At 67.6% G+C, this 19,513-nt stretch carries 24 protein-coding genes; 14 read left to right on the top strand and 10 right to left on the bottom strand.

Features of this window, described 5'->3' with window-relative positions; all coding sequences use genetic code 11:
• The first annotated feature begins 15 nt into the window (after positions 1-15).
• The 3 genes from NDI86_RS08810 to NDI86_RS08820 are packed head-to-tail and all read left to right on the top strand — an operon-like array spanning position 16 to position 1,464.
• Positions 16-477 carry a 30S ribosomal protein S19e gene (locus NDI86_RS08810; protein WP_310900045.1) on the top strand — a complete coding sequence of 154 codons (462 nt, stop codon included), beginning with the start codon at positions 16-18 and terminating at the stop codon, positions 475-477.
• A gap of 48 nt (positions 478-525) precedes the next feature.
• Positions 526-873, top strand: a complete 348-nt coding sequence (locus NDI86_RS08815) for a DNA-binding protein (protein WP_310900046.1) — start codon at positions 526-528, stop codon at positions 871-873.
• Positions 874-1,464 (top strand): DUF7411 family protein, encoded by a 591-nt coding sequence (locus tag NDI86_RS08820; protein WP_310900047.1) that lies wholly within the window; start codon positions 874-876, stop codon positions 1,462-1,464.
• Between the two features lie 38 nt (positions 1,465-1,502).
• On the opposite strand, the gene NDI86_RS08825 is transcribed toward NDI86_RS08820, so the two are convergent.
• Positions 1,503-1,718, bottom strand: a complete 216-nt coding sequence (locus NDI86_RS08825; protein ID WP_310900048.1) for a hypothetical protein — start codon at positions 1,716-1,718, stop codon at positions 1,503-1,505.
• A 163-nt stretch (positions 1,719-1,881) separates the two neighbouring features.
• On the opposite strand from NDI86_RS08825, the gene hisS reads away from it, so the two are divergent.
• Entirely contained in the window at positions 1,882-3,180 is a 1,299-nt protein-coding gene (gene hisS / locus NDI86_RS08830; protein WP_310900049.1) for a histidine--tRNA ligase, read from the top strand.
• Here hisS and NDI86_RS08835 read toward each other — a convergent pair.
• On the bottom strand, positions 3,175-3,684 hold the full coding sequence (locus NDI86_RS08835) for a GNAT family N-acetyltransferase (RefSeq protein WP_310900050.1): 510 nt from the start codon (positions 3,682-3,684) through the stop codon (positions 3,175-3,177). The two genes, hisS and NDI86_RS08835, sit on opposite strands and share 6 nt — an antisense overlap.
• Before the next feature lie 158 nt (positions 3,685-3,842).
• Here NDI86_RS08835 and truA point away from each other — a divergent pair, with 158 nt between their 5' ends.
• The 3 genes from truA (at position 3,843) to pan2 (ending at position 7,948) form a co-directional block, all read left to right on the top strand.
• Complete coding sequence (gene truA, locus NDI86_RS08840) at positions 3,843-4,643, top strand: tRNA pseudouridine(38-40) synthase TruA (RefSeq protein WP_310900051.1); 801 nt, start codon at positions 3,843-3,845, stop codon at positions 4,641-4,643.
• A gap of 160 nt (positions 4,644-4,803) precedes the next feature.
• Positions 4,804-6,594, top strand: a complete 1,791-nt coding sequence (pepF, locus tag NDI86_RS08845) for an oligoendopeptidase F (RefSeq protein WP_310900052.1) — start codon at positions 4,804-4,806, stop codon at positions 6,592-6,594.
• A 133-nt stretch (positions 6,595-6,727) separates the two neighbouring features.
• Positions 6,728-7,948, top strand: coding sequence for a proteasome-activating nucleotidase Pan2 (gene pan2, locus NDI86_RS08850; protein ID WP_310900054.1), 1,221 nt, complete (start codon positions 6,728-6,730; stop codon positions 7,946-7,948).
• Between the two features lie 224 nt (positions 7,949-8,172).
• On the opposite strand, the gene NDI86_RS08855 is transcribed toward pan2, so the two are convergent.
• The gene (locus tag NDI86_RS08855; RefSeq protein WP_310900055.1) at positions 8,173-9,573 is read right to left on the bottom strand and encodes an MBL fold metallo-hydrolase; all 1,401 of its coding nucleotides are present in this window, start codon (positions 9,571-9,573) and stop codon (positions 8,173-8,175) included.
• A 177-nt stretch (positions 9,574-9,750) separates the two neighbouring features.
• On the opposite strand from NDI86_RS08855, the gene NDI86_RS08860 reads away from it, so the two are divergent.
• Positions 9,751-10,221 (top strand): pyruvoyl-dependent arginine decarboxylase, encoded by a 471-nt coding sequence (locus NDI86_RS08860; protein ID WP_310900056.1) that lies wholly within the window; start codon positions 9,751-9,753, stop codon positions 10,219-10,221.
• A gap of 155 nt (positions 10,222-10,376) precedes the next feature.
• On the top strand, positions 10,377-10,730 hold the full coding sequence (locus tag NDI86_RS08865; protein WP_310900057.1) for a DUF5811 family protein: 354 nt from the start codon (positions 10,377-10,379) through the stop codon (positions 10,728-10,730).
• Between the two features lie 16 nt (positions 10,731-10,746).
• Here NDI86_RS08865 and NDI86_RS08870 read toward each other — a convergent pair whose 3' ends face one another.
• From NDI86_RS08870 to NDI86_RS08885, 4 genes are all read right to left on the bottom strand, one after another.
• Positions 10,747-10,935: a DUF8015 family protein gene (locus NDI86_RS08870; protein WP_310900058.1), complete on the bottom strand. Its 189-nt coding sequence runs from the start codon at positions 10,933-10,935 to the stop codon at positions 10,747-10,749.
• A 38-nt stretch (positions 10,936-10,973) separates the two neighbouring features.
• Positions 10,974-11,180, bottom strand: a complete 207-nt coding sequence (locus NDI86_RS08875; RefSeq protein WP_310900059.1) for a DUF7987 family protein — start codon at positions 11,178-11,180, stop codon at positions 10,974-10,976.
• A gap of 121 nt (positions 11,181-11,301) precedes the next feature.
• Entirely contained in the window at positions 11,302-13,107 is a 1,806-nt protein-coding gene (gene infB, locus NDI86_RS08880) for a translation initiation factor IF-2 (protein WP_310900060.1), read from the bottom strand.
• Between the two features lie 111 nt (positions 13,108-13,218).
• Positions 13,219-13,722 carry a plastocyanin/azurin family copper-binding protein gene (locus NDI86_RS08885; protein WP_310900061.1) on the bottom strand — a complete coding sequence of 168 codons (504 nt, stop codon included), beginning with the start codon at positions 13,720-13,722 and terminating at the stop codon, positions 13,219-13,221.
• 90 nt (positions 13,723-13,812) lie between these two features.
• Between NDI86_RS08885 and NDI86_RS08890 the strand changes: the two genes are divergently transcribed.
• On the top strand, positions 13,813-14,052 hold the full coding sequence (locus NDI86_RS08890; RefSeq protein WP_310900062.1) for a PRC-barrel domain-containing protein: 240 nt from the start codon (positions 13,813-13,815) through the stop codon (positions 14,050-14,052).
• Positions 14,053-14,511 carry an NOB1 family endonuclease gene (locus NDI86_RS08895; protein ID WP_310900063.1) on the top strand — a complete coding sequence of 153 codons (459 nt, stop codon included), beginning with the start codon at positions 14,053-14,055 and terminating at the stop codon, positions 14,509-14,511.
• On the opposite strand, the gene NDI86_RS08900 is transcribed toward NDI86_RS08895, so the two are convergent.
• The 3 genes from NDI86_RS08900 to NDI86_RS08910 all read right to left on the bottom strand — a co-directional run bounded on the left by NDI86_RS08900 (position 14,508) and on the right by NDI86_RS08910 (position 16,927).
• Positions 14,508-14,654, bottom strand: coding sequence for a CopG family transcriptional regulator (locus NDI86_RS08900; RefSeq protein WP_310900064.1), 147 nt, complete (start codon positions 14,652-14,654; stop codon positions 14,508-14,510). The two genes, NDI86_RS08895 and NDI86_RS08900, sit on opposite strands and share 4 nt — an antisense overlap.
• 79 nt (positions 14,655-14,733) lie before the next feature.
• Positions 14,734-15,534, bottom strand: coding sequence for a CPBP family intramembrane glutamic endopeptidase (locus NDI86_RS08905; RefSeq protein ID WP_310900065.1), 801 nt, complete (start codon positions 15,532-15,534; stop codon positions 14,734-14,736).
• Positions 15,535-15,631: 97 nt separating this feature from the next.
• Complete coding sequence (locus NDI86_RS08910; protein ID WP_310900066.1) at positions 15,632-16,927, bottom strand: glucose-6-phosphate isomerase; 1,296 nt, start codon at positions 16,925-16,927, stop codon at positions 15,632-15,634.
• A gap of 90 nt (positions 16,928-17,017) precedes the next feature.
• Between NDI86_RS08910 and NDI86_RS08915 the strand changes: the two genes are divergently transcribed.
• From NDI86_RS08915 to NDI86_RS08925, 3 genes are all read left to right on the top strand, one after another.
• On the top strand, positions 17,018-17,539 hold the full coding sequence (locus NDI86_RS08915; RefSeq protein ID WP_310900067.1) for a DUF8056 family protein: 522 nt from the start codon (positions 17,018-17,020) through the stop codon (positions 17,537-17,539).
• Positions 17,540-17,707: 168 nt separating this feature from the next.
• Positions 17,708-18,709, top strand: coding sequence for a type IV pilin domain-containing protein (locus NDI86_RS08920; RefSeq protein WP_310900068.1), 1,002 nt, complete (start codon positions 17,708-17,710; stop codon positions 18,707-18,709).
• Positions 18,710-18,988: 279 nt separating this feature from the next.
• Entirely contained in the window at positions 18,989-19,456 is a 468-nt protein-coding gene (locus tag NDI86_RS08925; RefSeq protein ID WP_310900069.1) for a DUF5812 family protein, read from the top strand.
• Positions 19,457-19,513 lie beyond the last annotated feature (57 nt).

Here is a 19,513-nt window from a genome sequence, read left to right on the forward strand (position 1 = left end):
GGGAACCAAGGGCCAATGACGACACTCTACGACGTGCCTGCGGAGGACCTCATCGAGGCCCTCACCGAGACGTTCGAGGACGAAGACGACATCGAGGCCCCCGAGTGGGCCGCCGTGGCGAAGACCGGCGTCGACCGCGAACTCCCGCCCGAGCAGCCCGACTTCTGGGAGCGACGCGCCGCCAGCCTGCTCCGGAAGGTCGCCGTCGACGGCCCCGTCGGCGTCAACAAGCTCCGCACCGAGTACGGCACCGCGAAGCAGGGGACGACCCGCTACCGCGTCCGCCCGCACCAGAAGGCTGAGGGGTCGGGCTCTATCATCCGCACCGTGCTCCAGCAACTCGAGGACGCGGGCTACGTCGAGACCAGCGAGGCCGACGGCCGCCGCGTCACCGGCGAGGGCCGCAGCCTGCTCGACGACACCGCCGGCGAGGTCATGGAGTCGCTCGACAACCCCGAACTCGAACGCTACGCGTAAGCCTCTCCGAAATCGTTTTCCGACCGAACGCGGTACCTTCTCGTATCTATGAGTGGCGACCCCAGCGAGGAGGAACTCGAAGAGCTCCGCAAGCAGAAGATGGAACAGCTCAAGGAGCAACAGGGCGAGGGCGACGCCGAGGCCCAGCAGGCCGCCCAGGAGCAGGCCGAGGCCCAGAAGAAGGCCATCCTCCGTCAGCACCTGACCGACGGCGCCCGCAAGCGGCTCAACACCGTCAAGATGTCCAAACCCGACGTGGGCGAGCAGGTCGAACAGCAGATAGTCGCGCTGGCCCGCAGCGGCCGCGTCGGTGACACCATCGACGAGGAGCAGATGAAACAGCTCCTCTCGGAGCTGACACCCGACTCGAAGAGCTTCGACATCAAGCGCCGGTAGATGCGCGCGGCCCTGCTGTACAGCGCCGGGAAAGACTCCACACTGGCGGCGCTCCTGCTGGAGGAGTTCTACGACGTGACGCTCGTCACCGCCAGCTTCGGCGTCGTCGACCCCGAACCCGCCCGCGAGGCCGCCGCCGCGCTCGGCTTCCCCCACGAGACGGTCGACCTGGACCCCGACGTGGCCCGCGAGGCGGTCGACCGGATGCACGAGGACGGCTACCCCCGTAACGGCATCCAGCGGGTCCACGAACACGCCGTCGAGCGAGTGGCCCACGTGACTGACTTCGACACCGTCGCCGACGGCACCCGCCGCGACGACCGCGTGCCCACCGTCGACCGCCCGCTGGCCCAGAGCGTCGAGGACCGCTTCGACGTGGACTATCTGGCCCCGCTCGCGGGTATCGGTCGCGGCGCCATCGACGACATGGTCGCCGACCGACTGGTCGTCGAGACCGGGCCGAGCGAGGCGATTCCCAAGGCCGACTACGAGGTGGAGCTACGCGCGCTGCTCGCCGACGAGTACGGCGAGACTGCCGTCGACGACGTCTTCCCGGACCACGTCCAGTCTCGGGTGCGCGGCCGCCGGTAGCGGGGGTATCTCGTCGTCGCGACGGGCTGGCGCCGATTTCACAGCCCAGGTGTCGGGTCATCGACGGCTCTGTACGACTGGACGGCCAGCGCCAGGCCGAGGAGGAACAGGGCACTGAACGACCAGACCTCGTTCAGAGCCGCGTAGGCGCTCAACCCGACCGCGACGAGACAGAGCGCTACCGACGCCAGCTTCTGGACGCTGGCGACGGACCGGTTCACCGGGACGAACTCGCTGTCATCGGTCGACGTCACTGTCCGGACTCCTGTGGCAGGACGGTGTAACTCTTTTCATGCCGACCGGGCAGTATATATATGCGGAGTGACAGGAGCGGGGCGGCTGGAAGCCGACAGCGGCGGCCGACCGCCCGGGACGCGAACGAACAGTTTCAAGCGCGCCCTCAGTGTACGCGGAGGTATGTACGACTCCGTCAAGGGATTTCGCGACTTCTACCCCGAGGAGATGGGCGCGCGGCGCTGGGCGATAGACACCATCGAGGAGACGGCGCGGCGCTACGGCTTCCGTGAGATAGGGACGCCGGCGCTGGAGCCGACGCGTATGTACACGGACAAGAGCGGCGAGGAGATAGTCGAGGAGCTGTACAGCTTCGAGGACAAGGGCGGCCGCGAGGTGGCGCTGACCCCGGAACTCACGCCGACGGTCGCGCGGATGGTCGTCGCCAAACAGCAGGAGCTCCAGAAACCCATCAAATGGGTGTCGACGCGGCCGTTCTGGCGCTACGAGCAGGTCCAGCAGGGCCGGTTCCGGGAGTTCTACCAGACCAACGTCGACATCTTCGGCTCCAGCGAACCCGACGCCGACGCCGAGATTCTGGCCGTCGCCGTCGACATGCTCACCGGGCTCGGCCTCGACGACGAGGACTTCGAGATTCGGGTCTCCCACCGGGACATCCTCTCGGGGCTGCTCGAATCGTTCGACGCCGACGTGAACACCCGCGCGGCCATCCGCGCCGTCGACAAGCGCGCGAAGGTCGACCGCGACGAGTACCTCGACTCGCTGTACCAGGCGGGGCTTTCCTACGAGGACGCCGAGCAGTTCGACGCCCTGCTTGAGACCGGCGAGGACGACCTCGACGCGCTCGCCGACCGCTCCGAGGACGTGGCCGCGGCGACCGAGAACCTCCGCGCGGTGCTCGCGGCCGCCGACGACTTCGGGGTCCGTGACCGGCTCACCCTCTCGCTGTCGACCGCCCGCGGGCTCGACTACTACACGGGCGTCGTCTTCGAGTGTTTCGACGCGACGGGCGAGGTGTCCCGGTCGGTCTTTGGCGGCGGGCGCTACGACGACCTCATCGAGGGCTTTGGCGGCCAGCCGACCCCCGCCGTGGGTTTCGCGCCGGGGCACGCCACGCTGCAGTTGCTCTGTGAACGGGCCGGCGTCTGGCCCGGAGAGGGGCTCGAAACGGACTACTACGTCCTGCAGGTGGGCGACACGCGGCCGACGGCGGCCCGCATCGCCCGCGACTTGCGCGAGAAGGGCCACGTCGTCGAGACCGACATCGCAGACCGCTCCTTTGGCGCACAGATGGGCTACGCCGACAACGTCGACGCCGAGACGGTCGTCATCGTCGGCGAGCGCGACCTGGAGAACGACGAGGTGACGCTAAAAGAGATGGACGACGGCGAGCAGGTGAGCGTCCCAGTCGCCGAGTTCCCGGGCGACCGCGACCGGCCGACCTTCGAGGACTTCCTATAGATCGCGTTCCATCTCGATTTCGACGTGCTCGCGCAGCCGGGTCTCGAAGCCGACCGCCCGGTAGACCCGCATCGCGACGTGGTTGCGCTGTGAGACGGCCAGCCAGACGTGGTCGAGACCCTCCGCCTGGCCGTGGCCCAGCAACACCTCGATGAGCCGGGTGCCGATGCCCGCCGACTGGTACTCTGGGTGGACGAAGATGGCCAACTCGGCGCTCCCGTCCTCGACCGGAACCAGGACGGCGTGGCCGACCGGCCGGTCGTCGTGGTGGACCACGACGTTGAGCCCCTCAGCTAGCAGCTCTTGCACCCACTCGCGGATGGCGGGTTCCTTCCGCGGCGGGACGCCCTGCGAGCGGGAGTTGGCGTCGAAATCGGTGTACATCGCCACCAGCGGTTCGGCGTCGCCGTCGTACGCCTCCATGGTCACCGTCCGGCCCTCGCCGTCGGTGAACTCCTGTGGCGGGCGCGGGAACTGTCGCGTGTCCTCGCCGGATGCTTCCATTCTGTTGCCAGCTACGGGCCGGACCCTGGTAAACCCCGCCGCTGTCCTCGCCGCGTGAGAACCGCCCCACTCGTCCGCGGACGGGACACACCAGCAGGGCGGCGCCGGACGGACACAAAGCCGAGGCCCACAAGTGCAAGGCCGCCAAACCCCGGTGCATGCGTGCCTACCGGGTCGCCTACGACGGCCGGCCATATAGCGGCTTCCAGCGCCAGCCCGACGTCCCGACCGTCGAGGGGGCCCTCCTCTCGGGCCTGGCCCGACTGGGCGTCTGCGAGCGCGACGCCGTTCCCGACGGCTACGCTGCGGCCGGCCGCACCGACGCCGGCGTCTCGGCGGTCGCACAGACCGTCGCCTTCGACGCCCCCGACTGGCTCACGCCCGCGGCCTTCACCAGCGAACTGCCCGCTGCCGTCCGCGTCTGGGCCAGCGCCGACGTTCCCGACGACTTCCACGCGACCCACGACGCCAGCGAGCGCCGCTACACCTACTTCCTCCACGCACCCGGGGCCGACGACGGCCTTGCTGCCGAGGCGCTCGCGGCCCTCTGTGGCCGCCACGACTACCACAACCTCACGACCGACGCCGAGGGGACGGTGCGGGAACTGGACGGCCGTGTCGAGCGAGACGGCGACTCGCTGGTCGTCCGACTTCGGGCTGGTGGGTTCTGTCGCCAACTGGTCCGCCGGGTCGTCGGCCTGCTCGACGAGATGCTCCGCGGCGAGGCCACGCTGGCGAAGGTCGACCGCGTCTTCTCGGCCGAGTCCCTGCCCGGTCCCGAGGGGGTTGCCCCCGCGCCCGCCTACCCGCTCGTTCTTTCCGGGGTCGACTATCCGGGGGTGGCGTTCGAGGCCGACGAGGACGCTATCGAGGACGCCCGCTCGGCGTTCGAGGCCCTGCGGGTCGAACGGCAAACGGCTGCGCGGGTTGCCAGGTATGTGGTTTCCGGACTGGAGTGATTCGGTGCTACTACCGACGGAGTGGATGGCTACACCAGCCCGAAAGCCCCGGCCGTGTCGACTCGGGGCTTTCTGGCTGGTGGCAGTAGCTCCCGTGGCACAGAATCCACACACTGCTAGCCCGGAAAGGCTTACTTCGGCGCCTTCCCTACGGCGAGCCATGAGTTCGGTACCCGCACGCGACGACATCGACGAGGAGTACAAGTGGGCGCTCGAATCCCTCTATGCCGACGACGAGGCGTGGGAGGCGGCCTACGAGGAAGCCGAGGACCTCATCGAGGACCTGGCGGCCTACGAGGGCCGCTGTACGGACGACGCCGCCACCCTCCTGGCGACGCTGGAGACCTACGAGGCGTTGATGCGGAAAGTCTCGAACGTCGCCTCCTACGCCCGGATGCGCCGGGACGAGGACACGACCGACGACACCTATCAGGCGCTGACCGCGCGCTCGCAGTCGCTCTCCTCCGAGGCGAGTTCGGCCGCGTCCTTCCTCGACCCGGAACTGCAGGAACTCGACGAGCGCGACATCGACGGCCTCGTCGAGGCGGAACCCGCCCTCGCGGAGTACGAGCACTACTTCGACGACGTGCTGCGGATGAAACCCCACACCCGCTCGACGGAGGTCGAGAACCTGCTGGCGGAACTGGGTGAGGTCACCGGCGCCGCCGGCGAGGTGTACAACATGCTCGCCAACGCCGACATGGAGTTCCCGACCGTGGAGGGGCCCGACGGCGGCGACCAGCCCATCACGCTGAACAACTTCACGACGCTGCAGAAAGAGTCCGACCGCGACTTCCGCCAGCGGGTCTACGAGACGTTCTACGACGAGTGGGAGGGGGTACGCAACGCCGTCGGCACCGCCTACAAGAACTCGGTGAAGACGGACGTGAAGCTCGCACAGGCCCGCAACTACGACACCGCACGGGAAGCCGCGCTGAACGGCCCCAACGTCCCGGTCGAGGTGTACGACACGCTCGTCGACACCGTCCACGACAACCTCGACAAACTCCACCGCCACGCCGAACTGAAGGCCGACACCGTCGCAGGTGACGACCTGCGGATGTGGGACCTCTACGTCCCGCTCGTCCAGGAGGAGTCACCCGAGGTCAGCTACGAAGCGGCCTGTGAGTACGTCACCGAGGCCGTCGCGCCGCTGGGCGAGGACTACCAGTCCCGGCTCGCCGAGGGCCTCGATTCGCGGTGGGTCGACGTCTACGAGACCAAGCACAAGCAGTCGGGCGCGTACTCGGGCGGGACCTACGACTCCCAGCCGTTCATCCTGATGAACTACCAGGACGACGTGGAGTCGATGTACACGCTGGCCCACGAACTCGGCCACTCGATGCACTCCGAGTACACCAGCGAGGAGCAACCGTACGTCTACTCGGGCTACGAGATATTCGTCGCCGAAGTCGCGAGCACGGTCAACGAGACGCTGCTGACCCACCACCTGCTGGACACCGTCGAGGACGAACGACTCCGTCGGCACGTCCTCAACGAGTACCTCGAACGGTTCCGCTCGACGCTGTACCGACAGACGATGTTCGCGGAGTTCGAACACCGCACCCACGAGATGGCCGAGGCCGGCGAGCCGCTGACGCCCGACAGACTCGACGACCTCTACGCCGAGCTGAAGGGCGACTACTACGCGCCCGCAGAACTGGACGACCGCATCGCCCGCGAGTGGATGCGCATCCCGCACTTCTACCGGGCCTTCTACGTCTACCAGTACGCGACCGGGATTTCGGCTGCGGTCGCGCTCGTCGACGGCATCTTAGACGAGGGCGAGCCCGCCGCAAAGCGGTACATCGACTTCCTCTCCAGCGGGTCGCGGGAGTACCCGCTCGAACTGCTTCGCGGGGCCGGCGTCGACATGGCCTCGCCCGACCCGGTCGAGTCGGCGCTGTCGACCTACGGCGAGTATCTCGACGAGTTCGCCAGCCTCCGGTAGGGTCGGCCATCCCCCGGCCGCGGGCCCGACCCGACTGCTGGCCGCGGCCCGAAACCGATGCCCCGTCGACACGAAGCGGGGTGTGTGACCCAAAGGCACTTTGTGTCTCAGCCGTGTAGTACCGGGCAGTCAAATGTCGCGCAGTCCCTCGCTTCCGGAACGACCACGCCTCGACCTCGACCCAGAGATGACGCCGTCAGAGCGTCTGGAGGCGCTCCGGGACCACTTCGAAGAGATAGTCCGCGTCAACGAACAGCTCACCGACCAGCTCGACAGCGCCCAGGAGCGACAGGCCGACCTCTCCGATGACGTCGACCAGCTCGAACGGGAGAACGAGACGCTGAAGACGTCGTCGCTGTACATCGCCACGGCCGAGGAGCTGACCGACGACGGCGTCGTCGTCAAACAGCACGGCAACAACCAGGAGGTGCTGACGGAGGTCTCCCCCTCCATCCGCGACACGCTCGAAGCCGGGGACCGCGTCGCCATCAACGACTCCTTCAGCGTCAAGCAGATTTTGGAAGCCGAGACCGACTCGCGAGCGCAGGCGATGCAGGTCGAGTCCTCGCCCGACGTGAGCTACGAGGACATCGGCGGTCTGGAGGAGCAACTGGTCGAGGTCCGGGAAGCCGTCGAGGAACCGCTGCTCAACGCCCAGCAGTTCGCGGACGTGGGCATCGAACCGCCCAGCGGCGTTCTGCTGCACGGCCCGCCCGGCACCGGCAAGACGATGCTCGCGAAAGCCGTCGCCAACGAGACCGACGCCACCTTCATCAAGATGGCCGGCTCCGAACTCGTGCGAAAGTTCATCGGCGAGGGCGCCCGCCTCGTGCGTGACCTCTTCGAACTCGCCAGCGAGCGCCAGCCCGCCATCATCTTCATCGACGAGATCGACGCCATCGCCGCCAAGCGAACGGAGTCGAAAACGTCGGGCGACGCGGAGGTCCAGCGGACGATGATGCAACTCCTCTCGGAGATGGACGGCTTCGACGACCGCGGCGAGATTCGCATCATCGCCGCCACCAACCGCTTCGACATGCTGGACCGCGCCATCCTGCGGCCGGGCCGGTTCGACCGCCTCATCGAGGTGCCAAACCCCGACATCGAGGGCCGCGAGCGCATCCTCGAAATCCACACCGAGGAGATGAACCTCGCCGACGACGTGGACCTGGCCGCCTTCGCCGCGGAGACGGAGGGGCTCTCGGGCGCGGAAATCGCGTCGCTCACCACGGAGGCCGGGATGTTCGCCATCCGCGACGACCGCACCGTCGTCGAGCAGGCGGACTTCCACGACGCGCTGGCGAAAATCGACCAGGACGAAGAGACGGGCAGTCAGCCGGTCGCGTTCGCCTGAACCTTTTTCATCGTCGCCCTTCCTCGCGCGCTCGCTGAGCGCGCTGCGGGAGGGCTCCTCGAAAAACGTTCGCGAAAAAGGCCGAATCCTCGCGTGGCTCGGATTCGGTGAAACCGCTCGCCGCTGGCGAGCGGTATGCTTCACCCGTACAGCCTGCCTTTCCCCGTCTTCGCTCGGACGCGACGGGAGTCGCGCCACTCGCTCACGGCCGCCGCTGACAGTTCTCAGTCAGACCCGGCGCGGGCGTGACTCGCCGTCGCCTGCACGTCGGCGCCGTCGGCGTGGAACTCGCCGAGGGCGTTGTAGAGGCCGCGTTCGTAGATGTCGGGCTCCTTGCTGATGCCGATGTGCGAGCCGATTTTCGCGTCGGCCCAGTAGGCCCGATGGGGGCCCTCGAAGAGGCGAAGCAGGAGTCGCGGGTCGACCTCCATCTTCACCCAGCCGTCCTCGTAGTCGTCCGTATCGAGGTCACGGGTGTAGCTGAATCCGGAGCCGTCCATCGACAGCTCCAGACAGACGTCGTCGACGAGCGGAATCAGCACCGTCGTCTCGGTCTCGAAGCCGATGTTGGCCCGCTTGCCCTCCATGTTCTCGTAGGCCAGCGGGACGTAGGCGCGGAACTCCGAGAGGCTGGGCATCGGGTCGGACTCGTAGTCGAACTCGCGGGGCGCCAGTTCGTTCTCGATGTACTCCCACTTTTCCTCCTGGTCGATGGGCTCGAAGGGGGCCGAGCGCTCGCCGGTGGTGACGTCGATGTGTTCCCCGGAGTTGAGGAAGACACACTCGTGTTCGGGGCCGGTGTGTTCCTCGAAGAACTCCTTGGCCTCGATGCGGGGCGGGTTCGCGGTGTACTCGTTGAGGTGGGCGAGGTCGCCCGCGAGGACGTACTCGCCGGCGAAGGGGAGGTAGTAGCTCGGCTCGAACAGGTCGATGAAGTTCAGCGCGAGTTCGTGTTTCTCCTGGATGACGCGGTCGCGCTCCTCGATTTTCTGCTCGTGGTCGTAGTTGGTGACCGCCTGCGGGTAGAACTGCGCGGCGCTGTACTGGTGACACAGGATGTCGATGTCGCCGTACTCCGATTTGATGGCCTTGCAACTGGACTCGGCGATGGGGTAGGGGCAGTCGTTGGTGTTGACCGCCGTCTCCTCGCTGTCGGCGATGACGGCCATCGAGTCGACCTGTGTCGAGCCGGTCTGGTCGGCCTCCTTGTCGTACCACGTACAGCCAAAGAAGTTGCCACAGAGCTCCGGGTCACAGCCGTCCGCGGCGAGAATCTGGATGTGCGTCTCCGGCCCGAGGTCGAACCGCTCGGCGTGTGGCAGTTCGACGGCCTCGAAGCCCAGGTCCTCGACGGCGTCTTTGAGGTAGTCCCAGCGGTAGTCGTGGATGAGGACGGGAATGTCGTCGTCCATCCGCTCCAGCGAGCCCGGGTGGAAGTGGTCCGGGTGGACGTGGGAGACGTAGATGTAGTCCACGTCGTTGAAATCCTCGGGCTCGAAGTCGGGGTCCGGGTAGTGCGCCCACGAGCCGTAGTACGCGCCGTCGACGAGCCACGGGTCACAGAGCACCGACGTGTCTTCGGTCTCGATCAGCACCGCCGCCGATTCGAGGTATGTGACTTGCATCACTCACTCGGAAGGACCACTTGTCCATTGTTATCGCCGCGTTGTCGGGTCCCGGCGGGGCGGGCGAGCCGGATAAGCCGGGCTTGCCGGCGAGACGGGGAGCCGCTATCGGCCGCCTGCGGGCCTCCCCGCTCGCGAAACGAAACCCCTTAGCGGCCGCGTCGTCCACGCTCTCACATGAGTACCATCCGGGTCGTGTGGGGGACCGCCACCGGCCCGACCGCGCTCTCGTCGTACGACGCGGCCCTCGCCGAGGCCGGCGTCCACAACTACAACCTGGTGACGCTCTCGTCGGTCATCCCCGCCGGTCCCGCCATCGAACTCGCGGGGACGGCCCCGGACTTGGGGCCGCCGGGCGAGGCCCTGGAGGTCGTCCAGTCGGCCGCGACGGCCGCGCCGGGCGAGCGGGCCGCCGCCGGTATCGGCTGGGCCCGCAGCGAGGGCGGCCCGGGCATCTTCTACGAGGTCGACGGCACGGAGCCCGACGCGGTGCGCGCGGAGATTCGCGAGGGACTGGCGGCCGGCCGGGAGCTTCGGGACTGGGAGTTCGTCGAGGAGGACGTCCACGTCGAGTCGGTCGCCCCCGAGGCGACCCACGCCAGCGCGGTGGTCATCGCCACCTACGGCGAGAGCCACCCCGTCGTGTGAGAGACGGGCTACGCGTCCGGACGGGTCGGCCGGCGTATAAGCCGGGCTTTCGGCCCCGTCGGGCGTCGCGCCCGCGCCGCGCCGGTTCGACGGCAACACTCTCGCAAAGCCACTGGGTTTTTATCGGTTAGCTACCTATCTAAAGCAGAACCTTCATGTACGGTAATTCGCCGCTCGGTGGCGAGACGGAGAAAGTAACGCTCACGCGCGACCAGCGCCAGACCCTGCGGCGCGACCTCGCCAGCGTCGCGGCCCGGACGCGGGAACTGCTCCCCGGAGAGTTCGTGGTGGGGTCGGAGGTCAGCGACAGCGAGACGGGGCCGCGCGCGACGATAGCGGTCCAGCCGCCGGTCGGCTCCGTGGTCAGCGCCGACTACCGGCCCGAAGACCCCGAGTCGGTGACCATCTCGGCAGAGGAACGGGACGACCTCGCCCAGGGTATCGCCGCCTCGGCGGCCCTGCAGGTCAAGCAGGTCATGGGCGAGGACCGGTCGCCGACGGCCCAGTAACCGTTCTGCGAACCAGTCACGCGTCGGTCGGCGGGTTGTAGAACAGCGCGTAGCCGATAGAGCCGGTCGCGGGTATCGAGCCCGCGGCCATGGCGACGGCGACGCTGAGCGAGGTCGCGACGGCGCCAAACGCCGCCAGCGCCATCACGATGGCGATGCTCGCGAGGACGAGGTCGGCCGGGGAGAGCGAGGGCGAGTCGGTCATCGTGTCCGTTCGAAGACACGCCGGCTAATTAAATATTATTACTCGCGCTCCGCGACCGTGCCTTCGCCCGAGACGAACTCGCGGACGTTCGGGCGTTCGTTGATATAGAACGGCGCGACGACGCCGACACCGAGCAGTATCGCCAGCAGGAGCGGGCCCGGTGCGTCCAGCCAGGCGGCGACGTGACTCAGTAGCGCCGCGAGGGCGCCACAGCCGAGGACAATCCGATTCTCGCGGGAGACCATCGCCGGCGATTCACCCCGGTCGGAAAAAAGGATGGCGCTACCGCGCGGGGTTCACTACTGCTCTGTGGCTCGCTGCGGTCGCCGTTTCGCTTGGAGGTTCCGCCCGCCGGGCGGAACCTCCCTACTTCCCCCAGAAGGGGTCCCGGTTCCGGTGCTTTTCGAGGTACATCGACAGCGCCTCGCGCTCGTCGACGGATATCTCCTCTTTGAGCTCCTGTTCGAGTATCTTGGCGTGTTTCTCGGGGATTTCCACCCAGAGGTCGTCGCCCTCCTCGATTTGCCGGCCGACGGTCGGCCCGTCGATGGAGGCCGCGAGTTGTTCGCCCCGCCTCGCGGCGTCGACGTCCTCACCCTCGTCCTGTAGCGACTTCAGGCGGCCGACCCGCGTGGGCTCGTTGCCGTCCCACTTGACGACGTTGACGTTCCGCCGGAGTTCGCCCGACAGCACCTCGACGCCGACGACGGCGGGGTCGTTCTGGCGGAACGTGTGGTCGGGCAGCACCCGGAACTTCGCCGGGCGGGTGATGTTCTCGAGAATCTGTTCCTGCTGGGACTCCTCGATTTCGGTGACGTGGTCGTCGTACCCCTCGACGAGCTGGTAGATGACGTCGTCCTCGAACAGCGTGACCCCCTCCTGTTCGGCCAGCCGGCGGGCGTCGTCAAGCACCTCGACGGAGAAGGCGAGGATGGCGCGGTGGGTCGGCTCGTTGGCCGTCTCGGCGACGCGGACGTCGCGTGGCGCGACGGCGCCGACCTCCGCGCGCATGATGGGAATCTCCTCCTCTTCGAGCGTGCTCGAAATCGCCTCCAGCGAGCCGAGCGTGTCGGCCTTGACCACGACGCCCTCCTCCTGGGTCGTGACCTCGATTTCGGAGAGCTCCTCCTCGACTTCGGCGATGACCTCGGCGCGGTCACGGTCCCGCAGGACGCGAATGGGCGCGCCGGCGATGGCGTCGTCTAAGTCCGGTGCGGCGATTTTCACGCCGTCGGCCGCGGCCACGGCGTCGACCTGCTCGAACTGCTTCTCGGTGCGTATCTCTTCGAGCGGGCGCGGGCGCAGCAGGGCGCGCACGTCGGTGACGATGGGACCCTGGAGGCCCCCGACGACGATGGTGTCGTCCGCCCGAATCGTCCCGTCGTAGATGATGGCGTCGAGCGTGGTCCCGAAGCCCTGAGTGTCTTTCACCTCCAGTACCGTGCCGACGCCGGGCCCGGTGGCGTCTATCTCCATCTCCGCTTTCATGTACCGCTGGGACAGCCCCATCATCACCGTCAGCAGGTCCGGGATGCCCTCGCCGGTCTCGGCGGAGACGGGGACGACGCCGATGTTGGCCTGGAAGTTCTGGACGCGCCAGTACATGTCGGCGGAGAAGCCGTTGTCGGAGAGCTCGCCGATGAGTTCGTAGAGCTTCTCGTTGACTCGTGAGACGACCCGCTCGGACTGGGCGTCCATTGTCTGCTGGACCGGCATGTTCTCGTTGGGGTTCCAGCCAGCGATGGTGTCTATCTTGTTCGCGGCGACGATGAAGGGCGTCTGGGTGCGTTTGAGGATGTCGATGGCCTCCAGGGTCTGGGGCTGGAAGCCGTCGTTGACGTCGACGACGAGGATGGCGATGTCGGCCAGCGCCCCGCCCCGCGAGCGCAGCGTCGAGAAGGAGTGGTGGCCGGGCGTGTCGATGAACAGCAGGCCGGGCAGGTCGAAGTCGGTGGGGTCGACCAGCTCTCCGGCGATGTTCGAGATGACGTCCAGTGGGACCGCGGTGGCCCCGATGTGCTGGGTGATGGCGCCGGACTCGCCGGCCGTCACGGCCGAGCCGCGGATGCGGTCCAGCAGGCTGGTCTTCCCGTGGTCGACGTGTCCCAGTACGGCGACGATGGGCGTCCGAAGGGTGTGTTCCGTCTCAGTGGTGGCGTCCTGGTCAGACATAGATGGGCCTCAGAAGTTACTGGAAGGTGTCGGCCACAGTAGTTAAGTTCGTCGTCATGGTCCGCCCCTGCGACGCCGTACCGTCCGCACAGCCCCGGAGACGGCGGCGCCCTACTCGTCGCTGACCGTGAACGAGCCGACCATCCCCAGTCTCTGGTGTGGCGAGCAGTGATACTCGTACTCGCCGGCGGTCTCGAAGGTGTAGCTGTAGCTGTAGCCGCTGGCGTACGTTCCGGTCCCCGACGTGCCGCTCCAGTCGCTGCCGTCGGGGACGGCGTCGGGCTTGACGTTGTGCCCGCCCGACGCCCACTCCCAGGTGACGGTGTCGCCCACAGAGACGGTGAACGACTCCGGGTCGAACCGGTAGTCGCCGTCCGGGCCGACGGCGACGGTCTCGGCTGGCGCCCCCCCGGTTTCAGTCGACGCGTCGGTTGCCGTCGGCGTCTCGGCTGGCGTCTCGGCGGCTGTCGGTGTGTCGGTCCCCGGCGTCTCGGCGGCTGTCGGTGTGTCGGTCCCGTCGCCGGTCGGCGTCGCGCTGTCGCCGCCACAGCCTGCCAGTGCCCCGGTGACGCCCGCCGTCAGTGCCGCCAGGAACCGCCGTCGGCTTTCTTCCATGGCCCATCTTCTGAACCCTGGGCTAATAGCTGTACTGCGTCCGTCAGACACCCCCGTGGCGTTTATGGTAGCTCGCTCAGAAAGGGGGGTATGGCCGAAATACTCGCCGAGAACCTCTCGGGGAAGGACGTCATGGGCAGCGACGGCAAGGAGCTGGGGAGCCTCTACAACATCACGATGGACCTCTCGTCGGGCTCGCTCAACCACCTCGTCATCGACCCCGCCGAGTCGCTTCGCAACACGGACTTCGAGTACAGCGACCAGGGCCGGCTGATGGTACCCGTCGACCGGGTCACGGCCGTCAAAGACCACATGATCGTCCAACGGTAGATGTACGTTCTCGACTCGTCAGCGTTTATCAACGATTACCACACCGACGAGCGGATAGCGACGATTCCGCTCGTCCAGGAGGAACTGGAGGGCGAGGCCGCCTACCGCTTCGACGCCCTGGAGGGCTCGGGGATGCACCTGCACATCCCGGAGGACAACACCGTCGAGCGCATCGAGCGGGCCGCTCGCGAGACCGGCGACCTCGCGGAGCTGTCGGCGACCGACATCCGCCTCGTGGCCGCCGCCTTCGAACTCGACGCTCCGCTGGTCACCGACGACTACGCGATGCAGAACGTCGCGGAGAAACTGGACGTGGCCGTCGAGGTCATCGCCCGCGACGGCATCAGCGAGCAACGCGAGTGGCTGTTCCAGTGTGCCGGCTGTGGCCGCGAGTTCGACGAGAACCACGACCGCTGTCCGGTGTGTGGGTGCTCGCTCTCCCGCAAGAACCCCGCCTAGACCGTTCGCTCATCGACGTCTTCGAGCCCGACCTCGACGAGCTGTTTCACGACTTCCTCCTCGGTGATGCCGTACCGACGGGCCAGCATCTGAATCGCCCGGGCCTGGCCGTCCTCGCACACGACCGTGTACCGGGTTGTCATAGTCCCCTGTTCGGCCGGTGACAGCTTAAACACCCGTCAGACAGCCGTCACACGGCGCCTGTGTGGCTCAGCGCCGCTGTCAGCCCGGCATCGTGACGCTCGTCGTCGCGATGTAGTAGTTCAGCACGAACAGTCCGGCGTTCCAGAGCCCGTGTGCCAGCGCGGGGACGGCGATGTTCTCCGTGTACTCGTACACCGCGCCCAGCACCAGTCCGAGCGCGCTGGCGGTGAGGATGTACGTCCAGGCGCTGCCGGAGCTGATGGCGAGGTAGTGGCCGAAGCCAAAGAGGAGGCTGGCAAAGACCAGGCCGGGGACCACGCCGAACGCGCGCCGGAGCAGGCCCTGTGCGACGCCGCGGAAGACGAGTTCCTCGGCCGGCCCGACGAACAGGAGCGCGACCGGGACCATGTAGAGAAAGAGGACGGGGTTCTCCCGGCCCTGTGTGATGATGCTGTTCTGTCCGCTCTCGACGGTCACGCCGAACAGCGCCGCGGCCAGCGCCGAGAGCGCCTGGACGACGACGCCCATCACCAGCGAGCCCAGCAGGATACCGACCACCCCGACCAGCGCCCACCCGAGGTCCGACGGGCGGGGCCGGCGGAGATAGACCAGCGAGCTGTCGTCTCTGACCTGGAGATAGGCGACGGCCGCGAGGATGAACCCGACGAACGAGATGGCGTTTATCGCCGCGTACAGCGCCGGAGGCGTCGAACTCGCGTCGAGCCCGTTCTGGACGTCGACGCCGAGCAGCGCCGCGCCGAGCGAGGAGAACACGCCCGCAAAGAGGAAGGCGCCGACGACGACGGCCAGCGCCCGGACGACGCTCTCGGTTATCGTGCGGCCGTCGGCGACGGAGACGTACGGCGGGGAGAGTGCCATAGCGGTTGGCGGACGTACGCGAGCGGGATTCAAGACCCCACCGATTGGCGTAGCGGGCCGCCTCGCCGCCGGGCCGTCCGGGCGCCGGTGCGTTTCGTCAGTCGATGCGGTAGCTGGGCCGCTGTGCGACGGTCTTGGTCTCCTCGGTCTCCTCGCCCGACAGCAGCCCGCGCGCGGCGCGCTTGCCCCACTCGACGGCGGGCTGAGTGAACGTCTCGATGTCGGCCAGTTCGCCGACGAGGACGGTGGCGGCCTCCATGGCGTACAGCAGCTCACCGAGCCCCTCGGCGTCGAGTTCGTCGAGCTCTATCTCGACGGCGGGTCGGCCGGCCTCGGCGAGGCTGGCGACGGTGGCGTCGTACTCGGCGTCCAGTAGCTGCCCGAGGTCCGCCCCGGCGAAATAGGACAGGGAGTCGTGCTCGCTCTCCGGAATCGGCACCTCGGCCCGCTCGCCGGGCCGGACGACGGTGACCATCTTGTCGTTCGGGCCGGCCCGATACAGCTGGAGCTGGGAGTGCTGGTCGGTCGCGCCGAGCGCGCGCGCGGGCGTCTGGCCCCGACCCTCCTTGCCGAGGCTCTCGGCCCACAGCTGGGCGAACCACTCCGCGAAGTACTCCAGGCGCTCGGCGTAGGGCATGACGGCGTTGACCGCGGCGCCCTCCTCTTCGAGCGCGTAACAGACCGCGCCGTAGGCGTAGCCCGGCGAGTCGTAGAGCGAGGGCCCGAGTCCGTCGGCGGCCGCGCTCGCTCCCGCGAGCAGCCCCTCGATGTCGACGTCCAGAATCGCGGCCGGGACCAGACCCACAGAGGAGAGCGCGGCGAAGCGGCCGGGCACGCCGTCGGGGACCGGGAGCCGGGGCAGGTCGTGTTCCGCGACCAGTTCGGCCAGCGGGCCGGACTCGCCGGTCGTCACGACCGTCAGCTCCGTCCAGTCGACGCCGGCGTCCTCGTAGGCCGCCCGAACCACGAGGAAGTTCGCCAGCGTCTCGGCCGTGGTGCCGGACTTCGAGACGACGTTGATGGCGGTGTCGTCGAGCGGCAGGTCCGAGAGCGTGCGTTCGACGTGTTCCGGGTCGACGTTGTCGAGGATGACGTGGCGGTGGGGGTCGTCGGCCAGCGCCGCCGTCACCGTCTTCGCGCCGAGCGCGGAGCCGCCGATACCGACCGTCAGGACGTACTCGGCGTCCGCTACCGGCTCGACCGCCTCGCGGATGACCGACGTGTCGGTCTCCTCGGGCAGGTTGAGCGCCGCGTAGCCGAAGTCGTCGTTCTCGCGGCCCGCGGCGATGGTCTCGTGGGCCTGTGCTACCTGTTCGTCGAGGTCGTCGAGGTCGCCCTCGTCGACGCCCGGCTCCGCGTCGTCACCGAGCGCCGCACCGATATCGAGATGCATAGGCGTACCGTCGAGGCCCTCTTACATATTTTCGGGGGAGTCCCGACGGACAACGTGGCGCTTAACCCCGTCCTGGCCCAACTGGCGGTGATGACAGACGCGCAGCCGGCCGAGAGCGAACGGAGCTACAACGGGCTGCCAGGCGCCTTTCCCTACGCTATCCGCTCCAGTGAGTCGCTGCTGTTCAAGGGCTACGTGGTCGTGGCCGTCCTGCTGACGGTCGCCATCGCACTCATCTTCACCTTCGGCCTCATCGGCGTCCTCGCGGGGAGCGCCGGCGCCCGCGGCGGGACGTTCACCTTCTCGCGGACCTTCTTCCTCTTCGTCGGCCTGCTCGTCGTCGCGCCGCTGCTGGCCCCTGTCTTGCTCGTCGCCCGTCGCCACCGCCGGACCGCGTCGTCGACGGCCTACGACCGCGGGCTGGCGCTGTCGGCGCTCGTGTTCGTCGCCTCGCTGTACGTCGGGCTGGTGATTTCGGTCCCGCCAGCGCTGCAGGAGTCGACGGACAGCGGCGTCGTGACGGCGCTGTACGACCTCCCACAGCTCGCCGGACTCGCCCCGCCGCTGCTGGCTGTCGGCCTGATGTACGTCGTCCACCGGATTCTGAAGTGAGTGGCAGCCGCTTGCGCTACCAGTCGGCGTGGCACGGTCAGCTACACGTGGGGATAGATGTCGGGCCCCAACTACGCCCACGACACCGACGGTAAGTCAGTCGTTCCGGTAACCAGGCTTTGATACGTTTGCATAAGTATTATATTTACAAAATATCTCTATGGTTGCATGGTTGGTGGGGAAAAATCCGTGCGGCTGGGCGAGAGAGGAGTCAGCCCAGTAGTGGGGGTAGTGTTGCTGGTCGCGATAACGATCATCCTGGCAGCGGTCGTCGCGACCGTGTTCCTGGGTGGCGGCACCACGCAGGAAGCGGCGCCCTCGACGGCTATCTCGGAGCAGATTCACGAACAGTCAGCCAGGTACACCTTCCAGGGTGGCGATAGCTTCACGGCGAACGAGGCCAACGTGACCGCCGACGTACTCGTCAACGACCAGTCGAGTGGCGCGACGAAGACCGTGAGCTTCGACACCGGTCTCGCCGGGGGCGAGACGAAATCGGTGACCGTCGGCGGAACGTCCGTCACCGTGGAATTCCAGCCGAGTATCAGCGGCACAGACGTACAGGCAGGTGACTCCTTCGCGCTGAAGCTGTCCGGCGCGTCGGATGTCAGTATCACACAGGTCGATACGTCGGTGGTCTGGAGTTCCGGTGGCCAGTCGTCGTCGGTACTCTACTCCGATAGCTCCACGGCAACTACCGGCGGTGGCGGCGGTGGCGTTTCGGCTCCGGCCGCCTCGTTCGCTGTCAGACAGGAAGCCCCGATGTCGGGGCCGGGCGATGCGGTCCGGGTCTGGTTCACGAACGTGAATAGCGGCTCCACGATCGACCCGGACGACATCCAGGTCGAGTTCGAAATCAGGGCCGAGAACCCGAGTAACGGGAACGCGGAGACGGTGACGAAGAGCCAGCCACTGTCTAGCTGGAGTTCGGCGAACGACGTCAGAGACTGGGACCCGGCGTTCACGACTCTCCACAGCGGCGGCAGCCCGCGCCTCTCCTACGCCGCGGTCACCACCTCGGACTGGAGCGAGCGGCCGACAACGGCCCCCCACCACTTCCAGATTGCCATCAGACCGAACGGCGGCTACGACGCCGATATCGTCGACTACAGGGTGACACTGACGCACGAACCGACCGGAACACAGCTCTACGAGACGGACACGTTCTGAGCTCTCCCGGTCGGCGACGGCGCTCGGGACTCACCGGTTGACTCCGGTAGCCCGACGCGGTGTGACGTCCGAGTGCACCTGTGTCTGTAGCACCGGGTATGCCGACGGGCGCGGCACTGCCCGCGCCCGTGGACTGGTCCGTCTCTATCAGCCCCGCCGAAGGCGCCGAGACTCGCTCACCGACAGTCTCCCCGTGTCTCGGCGACGGGTCCCAGACGAGCGAGAGGGCCCCTGTTCCCAGTCGAAACCCGGAAAAACGCCCCCGACCTACTCCGGTCCATGACACAGAAGGAGGGGACCTTTCTCGTTACCCACGCCGACGAGGAGTCCGTCACGGTTCGGGACGTGGTCGACGCGCAGGTACTGACGCTGTCGGCAAACCCCGGGCTGGAATCGGGGACGGTCATCGACGCCACACTCGAAGCGGAGCCGCCGATGGAGGTGACCTACGCGGTGGCCGACCTCGCGGCCGAACACGAGATACCGGTCGAGGTGGTCGACCTGGAGCCGACGGCACAGGCGAAGTCGCTGGCCGCCGACCAGCCGGTCGGCGAGCTGACGACCCGGGAGCGGGCGGGAACCGGCGAGCTACACGTCCTGACCGTGCCCGACGGCGAGGCCGCGGCGACGGCCGAGGCGGTCGCAGATGACGAGGAGACGGTCGCCCGGGCGGGGCGACTCGGGGTCGACCGCGTCGAGATTCGCACGGCGAGCGGGGTCGTCAGCGTCCGGTATCTCCCGGATTAGGCACCCAGTTGCTTCCCGCGCCGAGCCGCACGGATTAAGAAGGCTTATTCGGGGCCG

The sequence above is a fragment of the Haloarcula onubensis genome (genome assembly GCF_031624605.1).
GTDB classification, from domain to species: Archaea; Halobacteriota; Halobacteria; order Halobacteriales; family Haloarculaceae; genus Haloarcula; species Haloarcula onubensis.